This window comes from Leifsonia sp. 466MF, from assembly GCF_900100265.1.
Classification (GTDB): domain Bacteria; phylum Actinomycetota; class Actinomycetes; order Actinomycetales; family Microbacteriaceae; genus Leifsonia.
Window position 1 is genome coordinate 3035486 of the sequence record NZ_LT629696.1, and the last position, 19242, is coordinate 3054727.

Annotated in this window: 19 protein-coding genes; 6 read left to right on the plus strand and 13 right to left on the minus strand. The window is 69.5% G+C overall.

What is annotated here, in order from left to right; translation table 11 throughout:
- Positions 1-6 precede the first annotated feature (6 nt).
- Complete coding sequence (locus BLR91_RS14440) at positions 7-1893, minus strand: ABC transporter ATP-binding protein (RefSeq protein ID WP_029042844.1); 1887 nt, start codon at positions 1891-1893, stop codon at positions 7-9.
- Positions 1894-2047: 154 nt separating this feature from the next.
- On the opposite strand from BLR91_RS14440, the gene BLR91_RS14445 reads away from it, so the two are divergent.
- The 5 genes from BLR91_RS14445 to BLR91_RS14465 all read left to right on the plus strand — a co-directional run bounded on the left by BLR91_RS14445 (position 2048) and on the right by BLR91_RS14465 (position 6634).
- Positions 2048-3331 carry an ABC transporter substrate-binding protein gene (locus BLR91_RS14445; protein ID WP_018189810.1) on the plus strand — a complete coding sequence of 428 codons (1284 nt, stop codon included), beginning with the start codon at positions 2048-2050 and terminating at the stop codon, positions 3329-3331.
- A gap of 83 nt (positions 3332-3414) precedes the next feature.
- Positions 3415-4458, plus strand: coding sequence for a carbohydrate ABC transporter permease (locus BLR91_RS14450; protein WP_018189809.1), 1044 nt, complete (start codon positions 3415-3417; stop codon positions 4456-4458).
- Positions 4455-5369 (plus strand): carbohydrate ABC transporter permease, encoded by a 915-nt coding sequence (locus BLR91_RS14455; RefSeq protein ID WP_018189808.1) that lies wholly within the window; start codon positions 4455-4457, stop codon positions 5367-5369. The genes BLR91_RS14450 and BLR91_RS14455 overlap by 4 nt, the downstream gene beginning before the upstream one ends.
- A gap of 4 nt (positions 5370-5373) precedes the next feature.
- A complete protein-coding gene (locus BLR91_RS14460; RefSeq protein WP_018189807.1) occupies positions 5374-5613 on the plus strand; it encodes a hypothetical protein in 240 nt (79 codons plus the stop codon).
- A 13-nt stretch (positions 5614-5626) separates the two neighbouring features.
- Positions 5627-6634 carry a LacI family DNA-binding transcriptional regulator gene (locus BLR91_RS14465; protein WP_020075607.1) on the plus strand — a complete coding sequence of 336 codons (1008 nt, stop codon included), beginning with the start codon at positions 5627-5629 and terminating at the stop codon, positions 6632-6634.
- A 194-nt stretch (positions 6635-6828) separates the two neighbouring features.
- On the opposite strand, the gene BLR91_RS14470 is transcribed toward BLR91_RS14465, so the two are convergent.
- From BLR91_RS14470 to BLR91_RS14485, 4 genes are all read right to left on the minus strand, one after another.
- Entirely contained in the window at positions 6829-8067 is a 1239-nt protein-coding gene (locus BLR91_RS14470) for an MFS transporter (RefSeq protein WP_089880978.1), read from the minus strand.
- A gap of 65 nt (positions 8068-8132) precedes the next feature.
- Positions 8133-8597: a MarR family winged helix-turn-helix transcriptional regulator gene (locus BLR91_RS14475; protein WP_089880975.1), complete on the minus strand. Its 465-nt coding sequence runs from the start codon at positions 8595-8597 to the stop codon at positions 8133-8135.
- Positions 8598-8629: 32 nt separating this feature from the next.
- Complete coding sequence (locus BLR91_RS14480; RefSeq protein WP_231919697.1) at positions 8630-9286, minus strand: class I SAM-dependent methyltransferase; 657 nt, start codon at positions 9284-9286, stop codon at positions 8630-8632.
- Entirely contained in the window at positions 9283-10077 is a 795-nt protein-coding gene (locus tag BLR91_RS14485; RefSeq protein WP_089880969.1) for an SDR family oxidoreductase, read from the minus strand. The genes BLR91_RS14480 and BLR91_RS14485 overlap by 4 nt, the downstream gene beginning before the upstream one ends.
- Positions 10078-10156: 79 nt before the next feature.
- On the opposite strand from BLR91_RS14485, the gene BLR91_RS14490 reads away from it, so the two are divergent.
- Positions 10157-11032 (plus strand): sigma-70 family RNA polymerase sigma factor, encoded by an 876-nt coding sequence (locus tag BLR91_RS14490; protein WP_089880967.1) that lies wholly within the window; start codon positions 10157-10159, stop codon positions 11030-11032.
- Positions 11033-11468: 436 nt separating this feature from the next.
- Here BLR91_RS14490 and rplL read toward each other — a convergent pair whose 3' ends face one another.
- The 8 genes from rplL to BLR91_RS14530 all read right to left on the minus strand — a co-directional run bounded on the left by rplL (position 11469) and on the right by BLR91_RS14530 (position 19212).
- Complete coding sequence (gene rplL, locus BLR91_RS14495; RefSeq protein WP_018189800.1) at positions 11469-11858, minus strand: 50S ribosomal protein L7/L12; 390 nt, start codon at positions 11856-11858, stop codon at positions 11469-11471.
- Between the two features lie 53 nt (positions 11859-11911).
- On the minus strand, positions 11912-12427 hold the full coding sequence (gene rplJ, locus BLR91_RS14500; RefSeq protein ID WP_018189799.1) for a 50S ribosomal protein L10: 516 nt from the start codon (positions 12425-12427) through the stop codon (positions 11912-11914).
- Between the two features lie 258 nt (positions 12428-12685).
- On the minus strand, positions 12686-14254 hold the full coding sequence (locus tag BLR91_RS14505) for a sensor histidine kinase (protein ID WP_089880964.1): 1569 nt from the start codon (positions 14252-14254) through the stop codon (positions 12686-12688).
- Positions 14251-15021, minus strand: a complete 771-nt coding sequence (locus tag BLR91_RS14510) for a response regulator transcription factor (RefSeq protein WP_269209383.1) — start codon at positions 15019-15021, stop codon at positions 14251-14253. The genes BLR91_RS14505 and BLR91_RS14510 overlap by 4 nt, the downstream gene beginning before the upstream one ends.
- Before the next feature lie 60 nt (positions 15022-15081).
- On the minus strand, positions 15082-16326 hold the full coding sequence (locus BLR91_RS14515) for a CynX/NimT family MFS transporter (protein WP_231918934.1): 1245 nt from the start codon (positions 16324-16326) through the stop codon (positions 15082-15084).
- A complete protein-coding gene (locus tag BLR91_RS14520) occupies positions 16323-17045 on the minus strand; it encodes a FadR/GntR family transcriptional regulator (protein ID WP_089880959.1) in 723 nt (240 codons plus the stop codon). The genes BLR91_RS14515 and BLR91_RS14520 overlap by 4 nt, the downstream gene beginning before the upstream one ends.
- 56 nt (positions 17046-17101) lie before the next feature.
- Positions 17102-17998, minus strand: coding sequence for an RNA polymerase sigma-70 factor (locus tag BLR91_RS14525; RefSeq protein WP_020075614.1), 897 nt, complete (start codon positions 17996-17998; stop codon positions 17102-17104).
- Positions 17995-19212 carry an NAD(P)/FAD-dependent oxidoreductase gene (locus BLR91_RS14530; protein ID WP_089880956.1) on the minus strand — a complete coding sequence of 406 codons (1218 nt, stop codon included), beginning with the start codon at positions 19210-19212 and terminating at the stop codon, positions 17995-17997. The genes BLR91_RS14525 and BLR91_RS14530 overlap by 4 nt, the downstream gene beginning before the upstream one ends.
- Positions 19213-19242 lie beyond the last annotated feature (30 nt).

Consider the following 19242-nt stretch of genomic DNA (forward strand, 5'->3'; position numbering starts at 1 on the left):
AGGACGCTACTCCTCGAGGACTGCGCTCTCGGTCTGCTCGCGGTACAGGCGCGAGTAGACGCCGCCGAGCTCCAGCAGTTCGCGGTGCGTCCCGCGTTCGACGACCTGCCCGTGGTCGATCACGAAGATCACGTCCGCCGAGACGATGGTCGACAGCCGGTGCGCGATGGCGATGGTGGTGCGGCCGCTGGATGCGGTGTCGAGCGCCTGCTGCACGACCCGTTCCGAGATGGTGTCGAGGGCGCTCGTCGCCTCGTCGAGGATGAGCACCTCCGGGTCCTTCAGCAGCACGCGGGCGATGGCGATCCGCTGCTTCTCGCCGCCGGAGAGCCGGTAGCCGCGCTCCCCCACGATCGTCGCGTAGCCGTCCGGGAAGCGCGCGATCGTGTCGTGGATGTTGGCACGCTTGGCCGCGTCCTCCAACTGTTCCTGCGTCGCGTCCGGCCGGGCGTAGCGCAGGTTCTCGGCGATGGTGGCGTGGAACAGGTAGGTCTCCTGGCTGACCACCCCGATGTGCGAGACCAGCGAGTCCTGCTGGAGGTCGCGCACGTCCGTCTCGCCGAAGAGGATCGAGCCGCTCGTCGCGTCGTAGAACCGCGGGATGAGGTAGGAGACGGTGGTCTTGCCCGCGCCGCTCGGCCCGACGAACGCAGCGAACTCCCCGGGCTCGATGACGAACGACACGTCGTCGAGGGTGTTGCGCTCCCCGTCGCGGGCATCCGGGTAGCGGAACACGACGTGGTCGAACTCGATCCTCCCGAGGTCGTCGGACGGATCCACCGGAACGGCATCCGGACGGTCGGCGATCGCCGGCTTGAGGTCGAGGTACTCGAAGATGCGGGCGAACAGCGCACCCGAGGTCTGCAGGTCGAGCGCCACCCGCATCAGCGCGAGCAGCGGGAACAGCAGTCGCGCCTGCACGGTGGTGAAAGCGACGATCGTTCCGGCCGAGATGTCCGTCGCACCGCCCACGATCAGCCACCCGGACACCAGGTACACGATGGCGGGGATCGACGACAGGAAGATGTTGACCATCGCGAAGAACCACTGGCCGCTCATCGCCTGCGACACCTGGAGTCGGATCTGGTTCTCGTTCTCGGCGGAGTAACGGCCGACCTCGGTGGTCTGGCGGTTGAAGCTCTTCGACAGCAGGATGCCGCTGACGCTCAGCGTCTCCTGCGTGATCGCCGTCATGTCCGACAGCGACTCCTGCGTCTTGGTCGCGATGCGTGCACGCACCTGGCCGACCCGGCGCTGCGCGATCACGAGGATCGGCATGAGCACCACGGCGACGATGGTCAGCTGCCAGTTGAGCAGCAGCATCGCGACGAGCGCGGCGATGACCGTCACGGTGTTGCCGAGGATGCTCGAGATCGTGTTGGTGAGGACGCTGGCGACCCCGCCGACATCGTTCTGGAGCCGCGACTGGATGATGCCCGTCTTGGTGTGCGTGAAGAAGCTGAGCTCCATCGACTGCAGATGCGAGAACAGCCGGACGCGCAGCGCCCCCATCACCTTGTTGCCGACCGACGCCGTGAGGTAGGTCTGCCAGACGCCCAGCAGCGCCGACGCGATGTACACGATGAGCATGAACACGACGATCTCGACGAGCACCGGGATGTTCGGGCCGCCGGGCGGGAACAGCCCGTCGTCGAACGCCCGCTCGGTGAGCAGCGGCGGCACCACCGATAGCGCTGCACCGATCAGCACGAGCACCATCGTGAACACGATCGCCATGCGGTGAGCCGAGAAGAGCGAGACGATCCGGCGGAACAGGTGCGGGATCTTCGGCGCCTCGGCGTTGATGGCCCGCTGAGCCTCCGCGTCGCCGCCGCTGACGCGCCCGCGACCGCCGCCGCCTCCGGCCGCAGCCATGCCGCGCATCCCGCTCATGGTCTCAGCGTAACCCCCGCCGGCGACCCGTCCGGCGTGACGCAACCGTGATGCAAGCGCTTGACGTAAACGCTTGCATCACGCGAGAGCGTGGGGGTACGGTGATCGGCGGGCGCACACCTGTGCCCGCACCAAGAGCTCAACGAGGAGTGAAATGAAAGCAGCACGTCTCTCCGTGATCGCCGGGGTGGCCCTCGCAGGCCTCGCGCTGGCAGGATGCACCGGTGGCGGCGGTTCGGGAAGCGGTGGCGGCGACGCCAACTCGAATCTCGACAGCAAGGGTCCCATCACCTACGTGCAGGGCAAGGACAACTCCAATGTGGTCCGCCCGCTGATCGAGAAGTGGAACAAGGCCCACCCGGACGAGAAGGTCACCTTCAAGGAGCAGACCGACCAGGCGGACCAGCAGCACGACGACCTCGTGCAGCACTTCCAGGCCAAGGACACCAACTACGACGTCGTCGACGTGGACGTGGTGTGGACGGGTGAGTTCGCCGCGAAGGGCTGGCTCCAGCCGCTGACCGGCAAGTTCAAGATGGACAACTCGGCCCTCCTGGAGCCGACGGTGAAGTCGGGAACGTACAACGGCACCCAGTACGCGGCGCCGCAGACCTCTGACGGCGGCATCCTGTACTACCGCAAGGACCTCGTCCCGGAGCCCCCGAAGACGTGGGACGACATGCTCAAGGACTGTGACATCGCCAAGGCGAAGGGCATCGGCTGCTACGCCGGTCAGTTCGCCCAGTACGAGGGCCTCACGGTGAACGTCGCCGAGGCGATCAACACCAACGGCGGCACGATCGTCGGTGAGGACGGCAAGAAGGTCACCGTCGACAGCGACGAGGCGAAGGCGGGTCTGACCCGACTGGTGGACGGCTTCAAGAACGGGCAGATCCCGGCCGAAGCCATCACCTACCAGGAGGAGCAGGGCCGGCAGGCGTTCGAGGCCGGCAAGCTGATGTTCCTGCGCAACTGGCCGTACGTGTACAACCTGGCCAAGACCGACGGCTCCTCGACGGTGAAGGACACCTTCGGCATCGCGCCGCTCCCGGGCATCAGCGCGGACAAGCCGGGCGTCTCCAGCCTCGGTGGCCACAACGCCGCGATCAGCGTGTACTCCAAGCACAAGGCGACCGCCTTCGAGTTCCTGAAGTTCCTGCAGAGCGAAGAGACGCAGAAGTTCTTCGTGACCCAGGGCTCTCTGGCACCGGTCGTGTCCTCGCTGTACGACGACGCGGCGCTGAACAGCCAGCTGCCGTACCTGTCGACGCTGAAGACCTCGATCGAGAACGCGGTCCCGCGTCCGGTGTCTCCGTTCTATCCGGCCATCACCAAGGCCGTGCAGGACAACGCGTACGCCGCCCTCAAGGGCGACAAGACGGTCGACGAAGCCCTGAAGGACATGGCATCGGCGATCAACACCGCCAGCGCCGGCTGATCCCGGCCTGAAACGGTTGCCGGGCGGCGGGACCTCTCCCGCCGCCCGGCCCCTCTCCTTCCGACAAGCATCCGGAGGCACACATGTCAACGTCGAACGTCGTCGCCCCCTCATCCACCAGTACCGGTAAGAACGGCAAGCCGCCGATCCGCGCCGGCGCGAAGCGGCAGCGTGCCCAGCAGAGTCGCTGGGCCTTCTACCTGATCATCCCCACCCTGGTCCTGCTCGCGGTCGTGATCGGCTACCCGGTCGTCTCGGCGATCGTGATGTCCTTCCAGAAGGACGCGGGTCTCGACCCGGCGACCGGCCTGTTCGTGCAGGGCGGGTTCGCCGGTTTCCAGAACTACGCCCACTGGCTGCTCCAGCAGTGTCAGGGCCCCAACGGCACCACGATCTCCTGCCCGCCCGGCAACCTCGGCTCCAGCTTCTGGAGCGCCGTGTTCGTCACCTTCTTCTTCACGGTGACGACCGTCATCCTCGAGACCGGCCTGGGCCTCTGGTTCGCGCTGATCATGAACCGCGCGTTCCGCGGCCGCGGCCTCGTCCGTGCGGCGATCCTGATCCCGTGGGCGATCCCCACCGCGGTCACCGCGAAGCTGTGGTTCTTCATCTTTTCGGTCGCCGGTGTCGCCAACGCGGTCCTCGGCGCCCACATCCTGTGGACGTCGGATGAGTGGGCGTCCCGGTTCGCGGTCATCATCGCCGACACCTGGAAGACCACGCCGTTCATGGCGCTGCTGATCCTGGCCGGTCTGCAGATCATCCCGGAGGAGGTCTACGAGGCCGCGAAGGTCGACGGCGCGACCACCTGGCAGCGCTTCTGGCGCGTGACCATGCCGCTGCTGAAGCCGGCACTCATGGTCGCGATCCTGTTCCGTGTGCTCGACGCCCTCCGCATCTACGACCTGCCGCAGATCCTCACCGGCGGTGGAGGTGGTACAGGCCATGCCACGACCACGTTGTCCATCCTGGTGGTCGATCAGATCAGGCAGGGCTTCAACAGCGCGGCCGCCCTGTCCACCATCACGTTCATCATCATCTTCCTGATCGCCTTCATCTTCGTCCGGCTCCTCGGGACGAACGTCGTGCGAACGCAGGAGGACCAGCAGAAGGGGGCGAAGCGATGACCGCCGTCGCCGGCCAGGCAGCAGCGACCGCCGAGGCGGGAGCTCTCCCTCGTACCCAGACCAAGAACCGTGGCAGGCAGCGCCGCCGCAACGCCGGTCTCCGCACCGGCATCCAGGCGATCGTGATCGTGCTGTGGTGCTTGCTGCCCTTCTACTGGATGGTCGTGACCTCGTTCCGGGATGTCGGCTTCACCAACGACAACACCCCGTGGATCACGCACTTCACCTGGGACAACTACGTCACCGCCCTCTCGACCAACCTGGGCAACCACCTCGGCCAGGCGCTGCTGAACTCGCTGTTCATCGGCATCTGCGTCACGGTGATCTCCCTGGTCGTCGGCATCTTCGCCTCGTACGCCCTCGCCCGCCTGGACTTCAAGTTCAAGGGCATCGTGCTGGGGATCATCCTCGCCGCCTCGATGTTCCCGGGCGTCGCGCTGATCACCCCGCTGTTCCAGCTGTTCACCAACATCGGCTGGATGGGCACCTACCAGGCGCTGATCATCCCGGAGATCTCCTTCGCCCTCCCCCTGACCGTCTACACGCTCAACTCGTTCTTCCGCGAGATGCCGTGGGACCTGGAGGAGGCCGCGCGGATCGACGGGTGCACCCAGGCGCAGGCATTCAGGAAGATCATCCTCCCGCTGGCGGCTCCCGCCGTGTTCACGACGGCGATCCTGGCGTTCATCTCGTCGTGGAACGAGTTCCTGATCTCCAGCCAGCTGTCGAGCGACGCGACCCAGCCGGTCACCGTGGCCATCGCCTCCTTCACCGGCAGCCAGCCGCATCAGGAGCCGTACACCGCGGTCATGGCAGCCGGTACGATCGTGACCGTGCCGCTGATCATCCTGGTGCTGATCTTCCAGCGGCGCATCGTGGCCGGACTCACGGCCGGTGGCGTGAAGGGCTGATCGTATGCGCTGGAGCGACTCCCGCGAGGTCGTCGACGTCGGCCTCGGCTTCGTCGGGTTCTTCGCGGTGGCGTTCCTCGGGATCACCGTCTTCTGCGAACTGACCGGCGAACCGGCCCTCGGCTGGGCGCTCACCCTCCTCGTACTCGTCCTCGCCTTCATCGGCCTCCTGCAGCTGCGCCGCCGCATCATCGCGCGGCGGCAGGAGGCCGAGGAGGCGCGGCTCGAGCACCAGGACTCCTGAACGGAGCCGGGCGATGGCAGGGATCGAGGAGGTCGCGCGCGCGACCGGGGTCTCCACGGCCACCGTCTCCCGGGCGCTGCGCGGTCTGCCGAACGTCTCGGACAAGACGCGGGCGGCGGTGCGCCGCGCGGCGGACGAGCTCGGCTACGTCGCTTCGTCGAGCGCGTCTGGTCTCGCCAGCGGCCGCACCCTGGCCATGGGGGTCGTCGTCCCGTCGGTGAGCCGGTGGTTCTACACCCAGGTGCTGGAGGGGGTGGATGCGGAGCTGCGGTCGGCGAGCTACGACATGATCCTCTTCAACCTCGGGGGTCATCGCGGCGACCGGGAGCGCGTCTTCCACCGCAGCATCCTGCGCAAGCGCACCGACGCCCTGCTCGCGCTGTGCCTCGACTTCACGACGGAGGAGCGGGAGCAGCTGGCGACGCTCGGACATCCGACGATCGTCGTCGGCGGACCGGTCAAGGGTCTCCGCAGCGTCGGCATCGACGAGACCTCGACCGCTTACACCGCGACCTCCCACCTCATCTCGCTCGGTCACACCGCGATCGCGCACCTGGGCGGCGAGGACGAGGAAGGCCTGAACAGCCAGGTGCCGATCGGGCGCCTGCACGGGTTCAAGGATGCAATGCGGGACGCGGGTCTCCCGGTGCGTCCCGAGTGGGTCATCCCCGGCGGGTTCTCGCTGCCCGAGAGCCGCGCGGCGATGAACCGGCTGCTGGATGCGCCCGGCCCCCGGCCGACCGCGGTGTTCGCGGGCTCGGACGAGATGGCGTTCGGTGCCATCCTCGCGGCGGGCGACCACGGCCTGCGGGTGCCGGACGACCTGTCGGTGATCGGCATCGACGACCACGACTATGCCGCCGGATTCGGGCTCACCACGATGGCGCAGGACCCGTTCGAGCAGGGGGCGACCGCCGCGCGCATCCTGCTGGACGAGCTCGCCGGCGCCGAACCGCGCACCGGATCGGTGGGGTCGCCGGTCAGCCTGGTGGTCCGCTCGTCCACCGCACCGCCGCGCTGATGTCCCGTTGCGCGCCCGCTGTCTGAAAGAATGGTGAGGCGGCCATCCGGCTGAGCGCGCCTTTCGGGTAGGCACGGTCAGCTGACGGGGTCGCCCGTCGGGCTATCGGGGCCCACATGACGGGAAGAGCCGCCCTGACTAGGACAGGGCGGCTCTTCGAATTCGGTGGGAACGTTTCCGCACGGCGGTTCTCGTCAGTCGGCGTCGGCGAGCGACAGCACCTCGGCCTCCTGCTGCGGAGTCTCTGCGGGTGCATCCACCCGCTTCAGGTGCTTGTGGCCCATCATGATCAGCGCCGCCGCGATCAGCACCGAGATGGCTCCGGCGTAGAACGGCATGGCCGGACCGACGGTGTCGGCGAGGAGCGTCGCGGCCGGCGGGGCGACGGCGCCGCCGAGGAAGCGGACGCCCGAGTAGGCGCTCGACGCCACGGATCGCGGTAGATCGGTCGCCTCCATGACGCACTCGGTGAGCACGGTGTTCAGGATGCCCAGCAGCAGTCCGCCGACGATCACGCAGACGATGAGCGCGACCAGCGAGCCGACGAAGAGCCCGGCGGCCAGAAGGTCGAGCGCGAGCAAGGGCATGACGAGCCAGAGCACACGCGTGCGCGGGAGGCGGGCCGTGAGGAGCGGCGCGACCCAGACCGAGGTCACGGCGAGGGCGACGCCCCAGCCGAAGAAGATCAGGCCGAGCGTGATGGCATCCTCGACCCCGAGCGGTACGAGCGCGAACGGCGTGTAGGCGAGCAGCACGAAGAAGCCGATGTTGTAGAACAGGGCGGCGCCGGCGAGGAAGCCGAGCGCGGGCCGTCCGAGAGCGCGGAACGGCGCGGACAGCTTCGTGGGCTGTGGCTTCTCCGGGTTCTTCTTGAGGAGCGCGACGATCGCGATGAACCCGATCGCCATCAGGGTCGCGGTGCCGAAGAACGGCCCGCGCCAGCTCCAGCTGCCGAGCAGGCCGCCGAGGAGCGGTCCGATCGCGATGCCGAGTCCCAGGGCGGCCTCGTAGAGGATGATCGCCGCCGACGTCCCGCCCGACGCTGCCCCGACGATGGTCGCGAGCGCGGTGGAGATGAACAGCGCGTTGCCGAGCCCCCAGCCGGCACGGAACCCGATGATCGACTCGACGTTCTGCGACAGGCCGGCGGCGAGCGCGAACACGACGATCAGGGCGAGGCCGATGAGCAGCGTCCTCTTCGCCCCGATGCGGCTCGAGATCCAGCTGGTGAAGAACATGGCGGCGCCGGTGATGAGCAGATAGCTGGTGAACAGCATCTCCGTCTCGGTCGGCGTCGCCTCCAGGCTCTTCGCGATCGCGGGCAGGATCGGGTCGACGAGGCCGATGCCCATGAAGGCGATGACGGAGGCGAAGGCGACGGCCCAGACGGCGGTCGGCTGCTTCAGGATGCTGGTGGGGCGTTCGTGGGACATGAAGGGGAGACGGCTCCTTGCCGGTCGGTGGTGCGGAGAGAGGGGATGTGGCGACGGGATGCGGCTCAGCCGCGGCCGGCCAGAGCGGCCGAGGCGGCCGTGGAGAGGTCGACGCGTGATCCGATGATCTCGACGGTGGCGCGCATGGCGGCGAGTTCGTCGTCGCTGAGGTCGGCGAACATCGGGACGAGCGCGGCGGACAGCTCATCACGCCACGTCTGGAGCGCGTCGGCGCCCTTCCCCGTGATCGCGATCTGCCAGGCGCGCGCGTCGGAGCTGTCGGCGATGCGCTTGACCCACTCGGCGTCGACGAGGTTGCGGACGATCTTGGTCATCGTGGGCTGCGATACCCGGCTGTGCTCGGCGAGCTCGCCGAGGCGCATGGGGCCGACCGTCTGCAGCACGCTGAGGGTGCGCCAGGTGGCGGGCGACTCGGTGCTGCCGGTCACCCGGGCCGCGAGCCGGGTGAGACGGTGGGCGGCGACCACGAGGTCGCCGAGGATCTGGTGGAGTTCGGGGGTCTCGGGCATGAGACCAATTATATATAGCTTGCCTATGTTTATCAAACGTCGCGGCGCGCGAGCACGTAGCCCTGGGGCGACTTCTCCGGCGGCACCGCCTGCCGGATGAGCTCAGCGGTCACCGTGAACCCTGCCTCGACGAGCCGCTCCCTGACCCGGTCGGGATGCTGTCGCCGGGTGTGGAGGTCGAGGTCGTGCCCGTAGGCGTGCGTGAGGTGCACGACGTCCTCCCCCACCTGGAAGGCGAGGAGGAGGATCCCGCCCGGCCGGACGACACGGGCGAACTCCGCGTAGAGCTCCCCCTGGCGCTCCTCCGGCGTGTGGATGACGGAGTACCACGCGAGCGCTCCGGCGAGCGCGCCGTCCGCGAACGGAAGGGCCGCCATCGTCCCGACTTCGAACCGAACAGCAGGATGCTCGCGCCGGGCCACCTCGATCATCCCGGGCGACAGGTCGACGCCGACGACCTCCAGTCCGAGTCCCGCCAGGTACCCGGCGATGCGGCCGGGACCGCATCCCAGATCCCCCACCGGGCCGCCTCCGCCGCGCGCCACCTGCTCCGCGAAGACGCCGAGCATGGCGCGGTCGAACTCGCTTCCCGCGAGGTGGTCGCGAAGCAGGTCGGCGTAGTCCTGGGCGACGGTGTCGTAGGCGAGACGGGTGGCAGTCACATCGGCGGGCTCGGTCACGCGACTCATCGTAGGGCGGAGGACCGACCCGGCACGTTCTCAGACGCCGCGAGCTCGCGGACGAACTCCGCCCAGGTGCGCGTGCCCCGGGTCGCCGCCGGGCCGGCGAGATTCTCTCCCGCTCGATAGGCGCGGCCGACCGCTCCCGGCAGCGGCAGCGCGATCGTGGGCCGGCGACGCCCGGTGTAGGCGCGCACCAGGTCGGGGATGTCCAGCACCTCCGGCCCCGCCAGGTCGGGCACCCGCCCTGCGGGATCCGCCAGCGCCAGCGACGCGAGTCGTTCTGCGACCTCCTCCCGGTGCACGGGCTCCAACCGCAGCCCGCGCGGCGCCGGGGTCAACGGCAGACGCGCCATCGCCCGGACCAGCGGCAGCATGAACTCGTGGAGCTGCGACACCGCCAGGATGCTCCAGGGCACCCCCGACGCGGCGATCGCTTTCTCGGCCTCGGCCTTCGCGCGGAAGTATCCGATCGGCATCCGCCCGGCCCCGACCACGGAGATGAGGATCAGATGGCCGACTCCCGCCCGGCGGGCGGCCTCTGCGACATTGGCGGCCGCCCTGTCGTCCCCGGTCGCGCCGCCGGCGAGGTGGAGCACCGTCCCCGCTCCGCCGAACGCATCCTCCAGTCCGTCGCCCGCGACGGTGTCGCCGCCGACATGGGTGATGCCGGGGTCCGTCCCAGCCTGCTGCGGGTGACGGCTGAGCACCCGCACGTCACGCCCTCCGGCGCGGAGCAGCGGGACCACGCTGCGCCCGATCCTGCCGGTACCTCCTGTCACCACGATGGTGTCGTTCATGGCCGTCCTCCTGTCTCGTGTCACATCTGCCGTCTCCGGCTCGTCGATAGGGTGACGATCGAGAGACGGAGAACGTGACATGACGGATGCACGACCCCTCGCCGAGCACTTCGAGGCAGCACGACCGCGGCTCACCGCCATCGCCGGACGGCTGCTGTCGTCGCACGCCGACGCGGAGGACGCCGTGCAGGAGACCTGGCTGCGGTTGAGCCGCACCGACCCCGCCGGCATCGACAACATCGACGCCTGGCTGACCACGGTCGTGTCCCGGGTCTGCCTCGACCAACTGCGGTCGCCGCGCCGCACGCGGGAACGATCGTGGGAGGTCACCCCGTGGATGGACGAGCCGGTCTCGACCCTCGGCGACCCCGCTGCAGAGGCGGAGCAGGGAGACCGCATCGCCACCGCGCTCCTCGTCGTGCTCGATGCGTTGAGCCCCGCCGAGCGCATCGCGTTCGTCCTGCACGACGTCTTCGGCCGGCCGTTCGAGGAGGTGGCGGAGGCGCTCGACCGCTCTCCGCAGGCCGCTCGTCAGCTGGCCTCGCGCGCTCGACGTCGCCTCCACGGCTCTCCGGACGCGGCACAGCCGGATCGGCGCCGGGCGCGACCGCTCGTCGACGCGTGGCTGGCGGCGGCGCAGCAGGGAGACGTGCGCCGCCTGCTGAGCCTCCTCGACGACGGCGCCGTGCTCGATGCCGACTACGGGACGAGTGAGCAGCATCTGGTCGGAGCCCAGGAGATCGCGGCCCAGGCCGTCCTCTCCGCCCGGCTCGCCGCCCACTCGACGCCGGTGCTGCTGGGCGGCCGTCCGGGCGTCGCGGCGGTGCTGTCGGGTCGCGTCGTCTCCGTCATGGCGTTCGAGATCGAGGACGACCGCATCGTCCGGCTCGACGTGCTCGCCGATCCCGCTCGCCTCGCGGACCTCGGCGTCGCCCGGGTGCTGGGCCTCGCGTGACGGCGAAGCGCCCCCGGCCGGGTGGCCGGGGGCGCTTCGTGGTGGGTGTTACCGCAGGTACCTGTCGTAGAGGAGGGTCCTGCGGCACAGATCCGGTGGGTGGCAACCGCTGTCGCGGTCCTCACCGTGGAGCATCGCGTGACCGAAATCACGCAGTCGCGAGGCGTAAGCACGCCAAGAACTGGTATTCATCGTGGTTCTTCTTCCGGTTGTGCGTCCTTGCACACCGATGCCCGCTGGCGGGCGCGATCGGACGCGTGGGATGGGTGAGCATCCGCGCCCGTGCGTCACTTAACGCACGGAGGGCGTCGCCCCGTTACGGGGGCGACGCCCTCCGCAACGCGGACACTCTCTAATGAAGGAGTCCGCGTCGCGCCTGTGTCTACGACACAGCGGCAGTCAGCCGTCGGTAAGAAGAGCCCCGATGGGGCCCTGATTACTTCAGGGTGACGGTGGCGCCAGCCTCTTCGAGCTGGGCCTTCGCCTTGTCTGCGGTCTCCTTGTTGGCACCCTCGAGCACGGTGCTCGGAGCGCCGTCAACGAGGGCCTTCGCCTCACCGAGGCCGAGGCTGGTGAGGGCGCGCACCTCCTTGATGACCTGGATCTTCTTGTCACCGGCGGCCTCGAGGACGACGTCGAAGGAGTCCTTCTCCTCGACCTCTTCGGCAGCGGCGCCCGCACCACCGGCGGCCGGAGCGGCCACGGCGACGGGGGCGGCGGCGGTGACCTCGAAGGTCTCCTCGAACTTCTTCACGAACTCGCTGAGCTCAATGAGCGTGAGCTCCTTGAACGCGTCGAGCAGCTCCTCAGTCGAAAGCTTTGCCATTGTTCTCTCCTTAGTGTGTGTGGTTACTCACCGCTGGCCTGGTCCGTGAGGACTCAGGCAGCGGACTCCTGCTTCTCACGCAGCGCGTCGACCGTGCGAACGGCCTGCGACAGCGGTGCGTTGAACAGATATGCGGCTCCGAACAGCGAGGCCTTGAAGGCGCCGGCCAGCTTGGCCAGCAGAACCTCACGGGACTCGAGGTCGGCGAGCTTGCCTACCTCTTCTGCGGTCAGCGGGTTACCGTCGAAGTAACCGCCCTTGACCACAAGCAGAGGGTTTGCCTTGGCGAAGTCACGCAGCGACTTCGCGACGGCGACAGGGTCACCGTGCACGAAGGCGATCGCGGACGGCCCAGCGAGCTCCTCGTCGAACGACGAGATGCCCGTGTTGTTGGCCGCGATCTTGGTCAGCGTGTTCTTCACCACGGCGTAGGTCGCGTGCTCACTGATCGACGTGCGCAGCTGCTTGAGCTGAGCGACAGTGAGACCGCGGTACTCGGTCAGCAGAACGGCGGTCGAGCTCTCGAACAGGTTCGTGAGCTCGGCGACCGTGGCTTCCTTGTTCGCCATGGCCTACTCCTCAATCTTCTTCGTCGCACACCGCGGAAGCGGTGTGCCCGCCAAAGTCGCTGGACGACACCGTCACCGGACAAAGAAAAAAGCTCCGGCGCAGAGGCACGGAGCTGGCGACGCAGAAAATGCGGAACTTGCTTCATACACCTGCGCGGGCCCCCACCTGAGTGGATCTTCGGTCATGCGAGCACGACAACCAGCGGTCTTTGGCTTCGTACAGGGTACGGGATGCGCACCCCGGTCTGCAAATCGGATTCAAACGGCGGTCGGCACGAGCGGCAGCGACACCGTGAACACGGTCCGGCCCGGCTCGCTCGTGACGGTCACGTCTCCCTCGTGCGCCTGCACGACCGCCTGGACGATGGCCAGGCCCAGCCCGGTGGATCCGGTGGCGCGGTTGCGGGAGCTGTCTCCTCGGGCGAAGCGCTCGAACAGCGTCGCCTGCATGTCCTCCGGGATGCCCGGTCCGTCGTCCGCGACCGTGATGACGGCGCGGTGCGCGTCCTCATCCACGCGCAGGCCGGCCGTCACCTTCGTGCCTTCCGGCGTGTGCACGCGCGCGTTCGCGAGCAGGTTCATGAGCACCTGGTGCAGTCGCGGGGCGTCGCCGACGACCTCGACGGGCTCGTCGGGCAGGTCGAGCGCCCACTCGTGGTCGGGTCCGGCCGCGTGGGCGTCGCTCAGCGCATCCACCAGCAGCAGGGAGAGGTCCACGGGATCGCGGTCGAGCTCGCGGCCCTCGTCGAGCCGGGCGAGCAGCAGCAGGTCCTCCACGAGGGAGGTCATCCGGGTCGCCTCCGACTCGATGCGACCGAGCGAGTGCGTGACGTCCGGCGGGAGTTCGTGCGGGGCTCGCCGGGTCAACTCGGCGTAGCCGCGGATGGAGGCGAGCGGTGTGCGCAGCTCGTGGCTGGCGTCGGCGACGAACTGGCGCACCTTCTGCTCGCTCGCCTGGCGTGCGGTCAGGGCGGAGGCGACGTGGCCGAGCATCCGGTTGAGGGCGGAGCCGACCTTTCCGACCTCGGTGTGCTGGTCGGTGTCGGCCTCCGGGACGCGGACGGAGAGCGCGACGTCTCCTCGATCGAGCGGCAGGGAGGAGACCTGTTCCGCGGTGTCCGCGACCCGCTCCAGCGGACGCATCGCCAGCCGGACGACCACGCTCGCGAGAAGGAACGCGAACACCAGCCCGGCGAGGGTGACCAGCACGATGACGAGCGTGAGCCGTGCGACGGTCGCGTTCACGTCGCTGAGCGGGAGGCCGATGATGACGCTGTCGCCGTTGGTCAGCTCCACCGCGGCGACGCGGTACTCCCCCAGGGACGCGCCGAGGTCGATGGTCCGCGGGTGCCCGTCCGACGGCAGGCTGAGCAGGGCGGTGGTGGAGATGAGCACCCGCTTCGGCGCCACCGGCTGATCGGGGGTGCTTCCGGCCGGCCTCTCGGAGAGGATGACCGGGTACAGCAGCATGTCGCCGCTGCGGATGACGCCGAACGTGCCGGTCTGCTGACCCGGCGTCTGGACGATGCCGATGACGTCCGGTCCTGTGGGCTGATCGCCGTAGATGCGATCGGCGGCCCGCTGGCCGCGGTCGAGCGCCGAGGTGAGCTGCCCGTCCAGCCGCTGCATCAGGTAGTTCTGCAGCGCGAACACGCTGACCGTCCCGATCACGGCGCCGAGCACCGCCAGCATCGCCACGACGACGAGCACGACACGGCTCCGGAGGGTCCACGAGCGGAACGGGCGGATGCGCCAGGACCGGCCGCTCGCGCGACCGGATCCGCCTGGCCCGGTGACCGGGGCGCCCGCGTCGCGGGCGGAGGTCATTGCGCGGCCTTCACCATGTAACCGGCGCCGCGGACAGTGTGGATCATCGGGGCGCGGCCGGCGTCGATCTTCTTGCGCAGGTAGGAGATGTAGAGCTCGACCACACTGGACGATCCGCCGAAGTCGTAGCTCCAGACCCGGTCGAGGATCTGGGCCTTGCTGAGCACGCGGCGCGGGTTGCGCATCAGGAAGCGCAGCAGTTCGAACTCGGTGGCGGTCAGCTGGATGGGCTCGCCGTCGCGGTGGACCTCGTAGCTGTCCTCGTCGAGGACGAGGTCGCCGACGATCAGCACGGGGTCGTCGTGGTCGGCGACCGCCGCGCGCGACCGGCGCAGCAGACCGCGCAGGCGCGCGACGAGCTCCTCCAGGCTGAACGGCTTCGTCACGTAGTCGTCGCCGCCGGCGGTGAGACCGGCGATGCGGTCGTCGAGGGAGTCCTTCGCGGTGAGGAAGAGAACGGGCGCCTCGTTGCCGTCGGCGCGCATCCGCGACAGCACCTGGAGGCCGTCGATGTCGGGGAGCATGATGTCGAGCACCACGACATCCGGCTTGAACTCGCGCGACAGCTGCAGCGCCTGCTGACCGTTCGACGCCGTCTTGACCTCCCAGTCCTCGTAGTGGAGGGCCATCGCGAGGAGGTCCGTCAGCGTCGCCTCATCGTCGACGACGAGCACGCGGATGGCGCTGCCGTCCGCGCGGCGCAGGAGGGTACGGGGCTGGCTGGAGGGGCCGGAGGCGGCGCGCGCGTTGATGGTCACCTTTCTCATTATGAGGAGGGTGATGGATGCCGTCTTTGCACAACCTATGAACTCTCTGAGCGCTCGGGGTCACTCCAGGATGCGGTTCCGTCCGGCCAGCAGACCGAACACCAGGAGCACGACCTGCACACCGATGACCACCAGGAGAGGACCCGTCCATGACCCGGTCGCGTCGTGCAGGGCGCCGACGCCGATCGGGCCGGCGGCGGCGACAAGGTAGCCGACGGACTGCGCCATGCCCGACAGTGCGGCCGCCTGCGCGTGGTGGCGGGTGCGCAGGCCGAAGAACGAGAGCGCCAGCACGATCGTGACACCGCCCGCCACCCCGGCGATGCTGTCCCAGATGGCCGAGAGCGCCGGAGCGAACAGCACACCGAGCATCGCGATCACCGTGAGGGCGGGTGCCGCGGCGGCCAGCAGCCGCTGGTCCCGGAACCGCGGGATGAGGAAGGAGCACGTGACGCTGCCGACGATGCCGCAGCCATTGAGGAGGAGCTGGTGCCACCCGGCCGCCTCCGGGCTGATCCCCGCCGACCTCTCGATCGAGGGCAGCCAGGTGATGAAGATGTAAAAGCCCACCGACTGCAGCCCCATGAACGCGGTCACCTGCCACGCGAGGGCCGACCGCCACGGCGAGCGTCCGCCGCTGCGATGGCCCTCTCTACCGAGGGTCAGGTCTTCCTGCCCGTCGGGCACGACGGTTCTGCGGCGCAGCTGCGGTGCGAGGACGGCGATCGCGATGACCGCCAGCACCGCCCACATCCCGAGCGGGAGCCTCCAGCCGACCGCCGTCAGCCCGGCGACCGGGACGGCGACACCGGCCGCGATTGCGGCGAAGACGGCCTGCACGACCGAATATGCGCCGGTGATCTGCCCGATGCGCGTGGGGAAGTCGCGTTTCACCAATGCGGGCAGCACCACGTTGAGGACGGCGATCGCGACGCCGATGAGGGCCGTGCCGGTCCAGAGCGAGCCGAGGCCGGGGAGGGAGCGGAGCACGAGGCCGCCGGCGAGGAGGAGGAGCGCGAGCGCCAGGGACCGTTCGAGCCCGAGCGCGCGCGCAACACGCGGCGCGAACGGCGACACGACGGCGAACGCGACGAGCGGGAGGCTGACCAGCACGGACGCTGCGACGGAGGTGAGGCCGAGCGCACTGGTGATGTCGCTGAGGACTGGGCCGACGGTGGTGAGCCCCGCTCGCAGGTTTCCGGCGACGAGCAGCAGACCGGTGAGGACGAGCGCGGGACTCAGGGTCCGGATGATGCGAGCGCCCCCGCTCCCGCCGCCGCGCAGCGCCGTCCTTTCCGACATCATCGGCCCGAGCCCGTCGCGTCGTATCCGGGCAGGTGGATGCCCTGTCTCTCGTTGATCAGGCGGACCGCCGCCTCCGCCGCCGCGGCTGCGGCCACCGGATCGCCCGCGGCGACCGCCTCGACGATGGGCGCGTGCGCTTCGTCGATGTCGGTGGGTCGCGCCTCGCCGTCGGCGGACACGGCGGCCTCGTCGCGAAGGGCGTGCAGAGCCCGTTCGTTGCCGCCGACGCCGCGGTACAGCTCGGCCAGCAGGGAATTGCCGGTGGCGTCGAGGAGGGCCTGGTGGAAGGCGATGTCCGCGTCGTCGTATCCGGGGAGGCCGATCAGCGCGGTCCGTTCGGCGAGGGCCTTGTTCAACCGCGCGAGCTGCTCGGGCGTGCGCCGGAGGGCCGCGAGCCGGGCGGCCTCCCGCTCGAGGAGGGCACGCACCTCTGCGACATCGACGTCGCGCTCCTGGTCGAGGCGTCGCGCCAGGGTCGGAGCGACGTCGTTCGTGGCGCGCACGAAAGTGCCGTATCCCGCCCGCGCGCCCAGCATCCCGGCGTGGACCAGCGACCGGAGGGCTTCACGGATGCTGTTGCGGCTGACGCCGAGTTCTTCGGCCAGCTCCGTCTCCGGCGGCAGGAGCGCGCCGACGGGGAACTCCCCCGCGAAGATCCGCCGACGAAGCTGATCGGTGACCTGTTCGGCGAGCGTGGGACTGGGGGCGATGCGTGGCATTCCTCCACGCTAGGGCAGGCTCCCCTAAATGTCCAACATTTGGCTATTTGGATCGGTCAGCGCAGCGACAGGGTCAGCTCCTCCCCCAGCCACGACAGTTTCTGCGGGTTGCGGACGATGTACAGGCCCGTGATCCGACCGTCTTGGACGCGGGCGGCCAGCACCCCGTCGAACTCGCCCGCCACATGCAGCGCCAGCGCCGGGTTGCCGTTGACGACGGCCGGTTCGATGGCGAAATCGACGGCGGTCTTCCGGATGCCGCCGGAGATGAAACGCGCCACCTTGTCGGCGCCGAGGATCGGCCGGAGTGCGGCCTGCTTCACTCCGCCGCCGTCGCTGATGAGGACGACGTCGGGGGCGAGCACGTTCAGCATCGCCTGCACGTCCCCGGTCTCCACCGCGACACGGAACGCGTCCAGCGCGGCGCGAGCCTCATCGGCGGTGACACTGACCCGCGGGCGCCGCGCCTCCACGTGCTGCCGGGCGCGGTGGGCGATCTGACGCACGGTCGCCGGCGTCTTCTCCACCGCCGCTGCGATCTCGTCGAACTCGAAGCCGAAGATCTCGCGCAGCACGAACACAGCGCGCTCGGTCGGCCCGAGAGTCTCCAGGACCACCATCAGGGCCATGGAGATGCTCTCCGCGAGCTCGGCGTCGTCCGCGACATCGGGCGAGGTCAGCAGGGGCTCGGGCAGCCAGGGTCCGACATATGCCTCGCGACGATGCTGCGCGCTGCGGAGGCGGTTGAGCGCCAGCCGGGTCGCGATCCGCACCAGGTAGGCGCGGGGCTCCCGCACCTCCGCCTGGTCGACGGTGCTCCAGCGCAGCCAGGTCTCCTGCAGCACGTCCTCGGCGTCCGCCGCCGAGCCGAGCATCTCGTACGCCACCGTGAAGAGGAGGTTGCGGTGCGCCACGAAGAGCGACGTCGCCGCATCCGTCCGGTGCGAGCTCATGCGCCCTCCCGTCCCGGGGTCGCGCCCGCGACTTCAGGGGCCGACCCGTTCACTGCGAGCATACGGCGGCGCTCGCGGTCGCCGAAGGCCGCAGGCAGTCGAGTGACGCCGGGATGCCGCGCCTCGAGGGTCAGCTGCTGTACCGTGCCCCGGCAGACCAGCTCCTTCACCGCTGCTCCCGCACGGCCGCCGATGTGCGCCCGCGTCGCCGTGTCGTTCCTGTGCTCGAACTGGAAGATCCCGTGACGGCGGCCCAGGCTGATGCAGAGACCGACGAATCCCATCACCAACGGCTCCGGGTCGCGGCCGTCGATCCGGCGGAGGACGGTGTCGGCGGCGTGACCGCCGAGCGGCCCGGCGGCCTGGCAGCTCATCCGGAGCGGGTGCCCGGACGGCGCGGCCGAGTCGCCCGCCGCGACGATGCGGTCGTCGTCGACGCTCGTCAGGGTCTCGTCGGTCAGGAGCCGGCCGGCGGCATCCACGGTGAGTCCGCTGCGGCGCGCGAGGTCGGCTGCGACGAACCCGGCCGCCCAGATGGTGAGCGCGCTGGGGCGCGTGCTCCCGTCGGCCAGCACCACCGCATCCTGCTCGACCGCCATCACCCGGGAGCCGGGGCCGTCCTCGACCGTGACGCCGAGCGCGGCGAGCCGCCGGGCGATGGAGCGGCGTCCGCGGGGATGCAGCGACGGGCCGAGGGGTCCGCCGCAGTAGAGCGTGACGGAACGGCCCTGCTCTGCGAGCTCCGAGGCGACCTCGATGCCGAGCGGACCGCCGCCGACCACCGCGATCGGGTCCGTCGACCCGAGTGCCGCCAGCTCCTCCCGCAGCCGGTCCGCGTCGCCGAGCTGCGCGATCGGGAGGGCGTGCTCGGCAGAGCCAGGGACATCGGCCAGCGCGCGGACGCTGCCCGCTGCGTAGACAAGGTAGTCGTAGTCGAGGTGGCCGCCGGACGACAGCTCCAGCCGTCGTGCGGGCGCGTCGATGCGCTCGACGGCGTCGACGACCAGGTGGACCGACGGCGCCAGCACCTTCCCGAACTCCACGATCGCGTCGTCCGTGCCCGCCGCCAGCTGGTGGAGACGGATGCGCTCGACGAAGACCGGCCGCGCGTTCACCAGGGTCACGGAGACGTCGTCCCGACCGCTGAGCCGGTTGGCCGCCGCGACTCCGGCATACCCGCCTCCGATCACCACGACCTGGGCCTGCTGCTGCATGGGATTCCTCCTTCTCGTTGCCTTCACCCG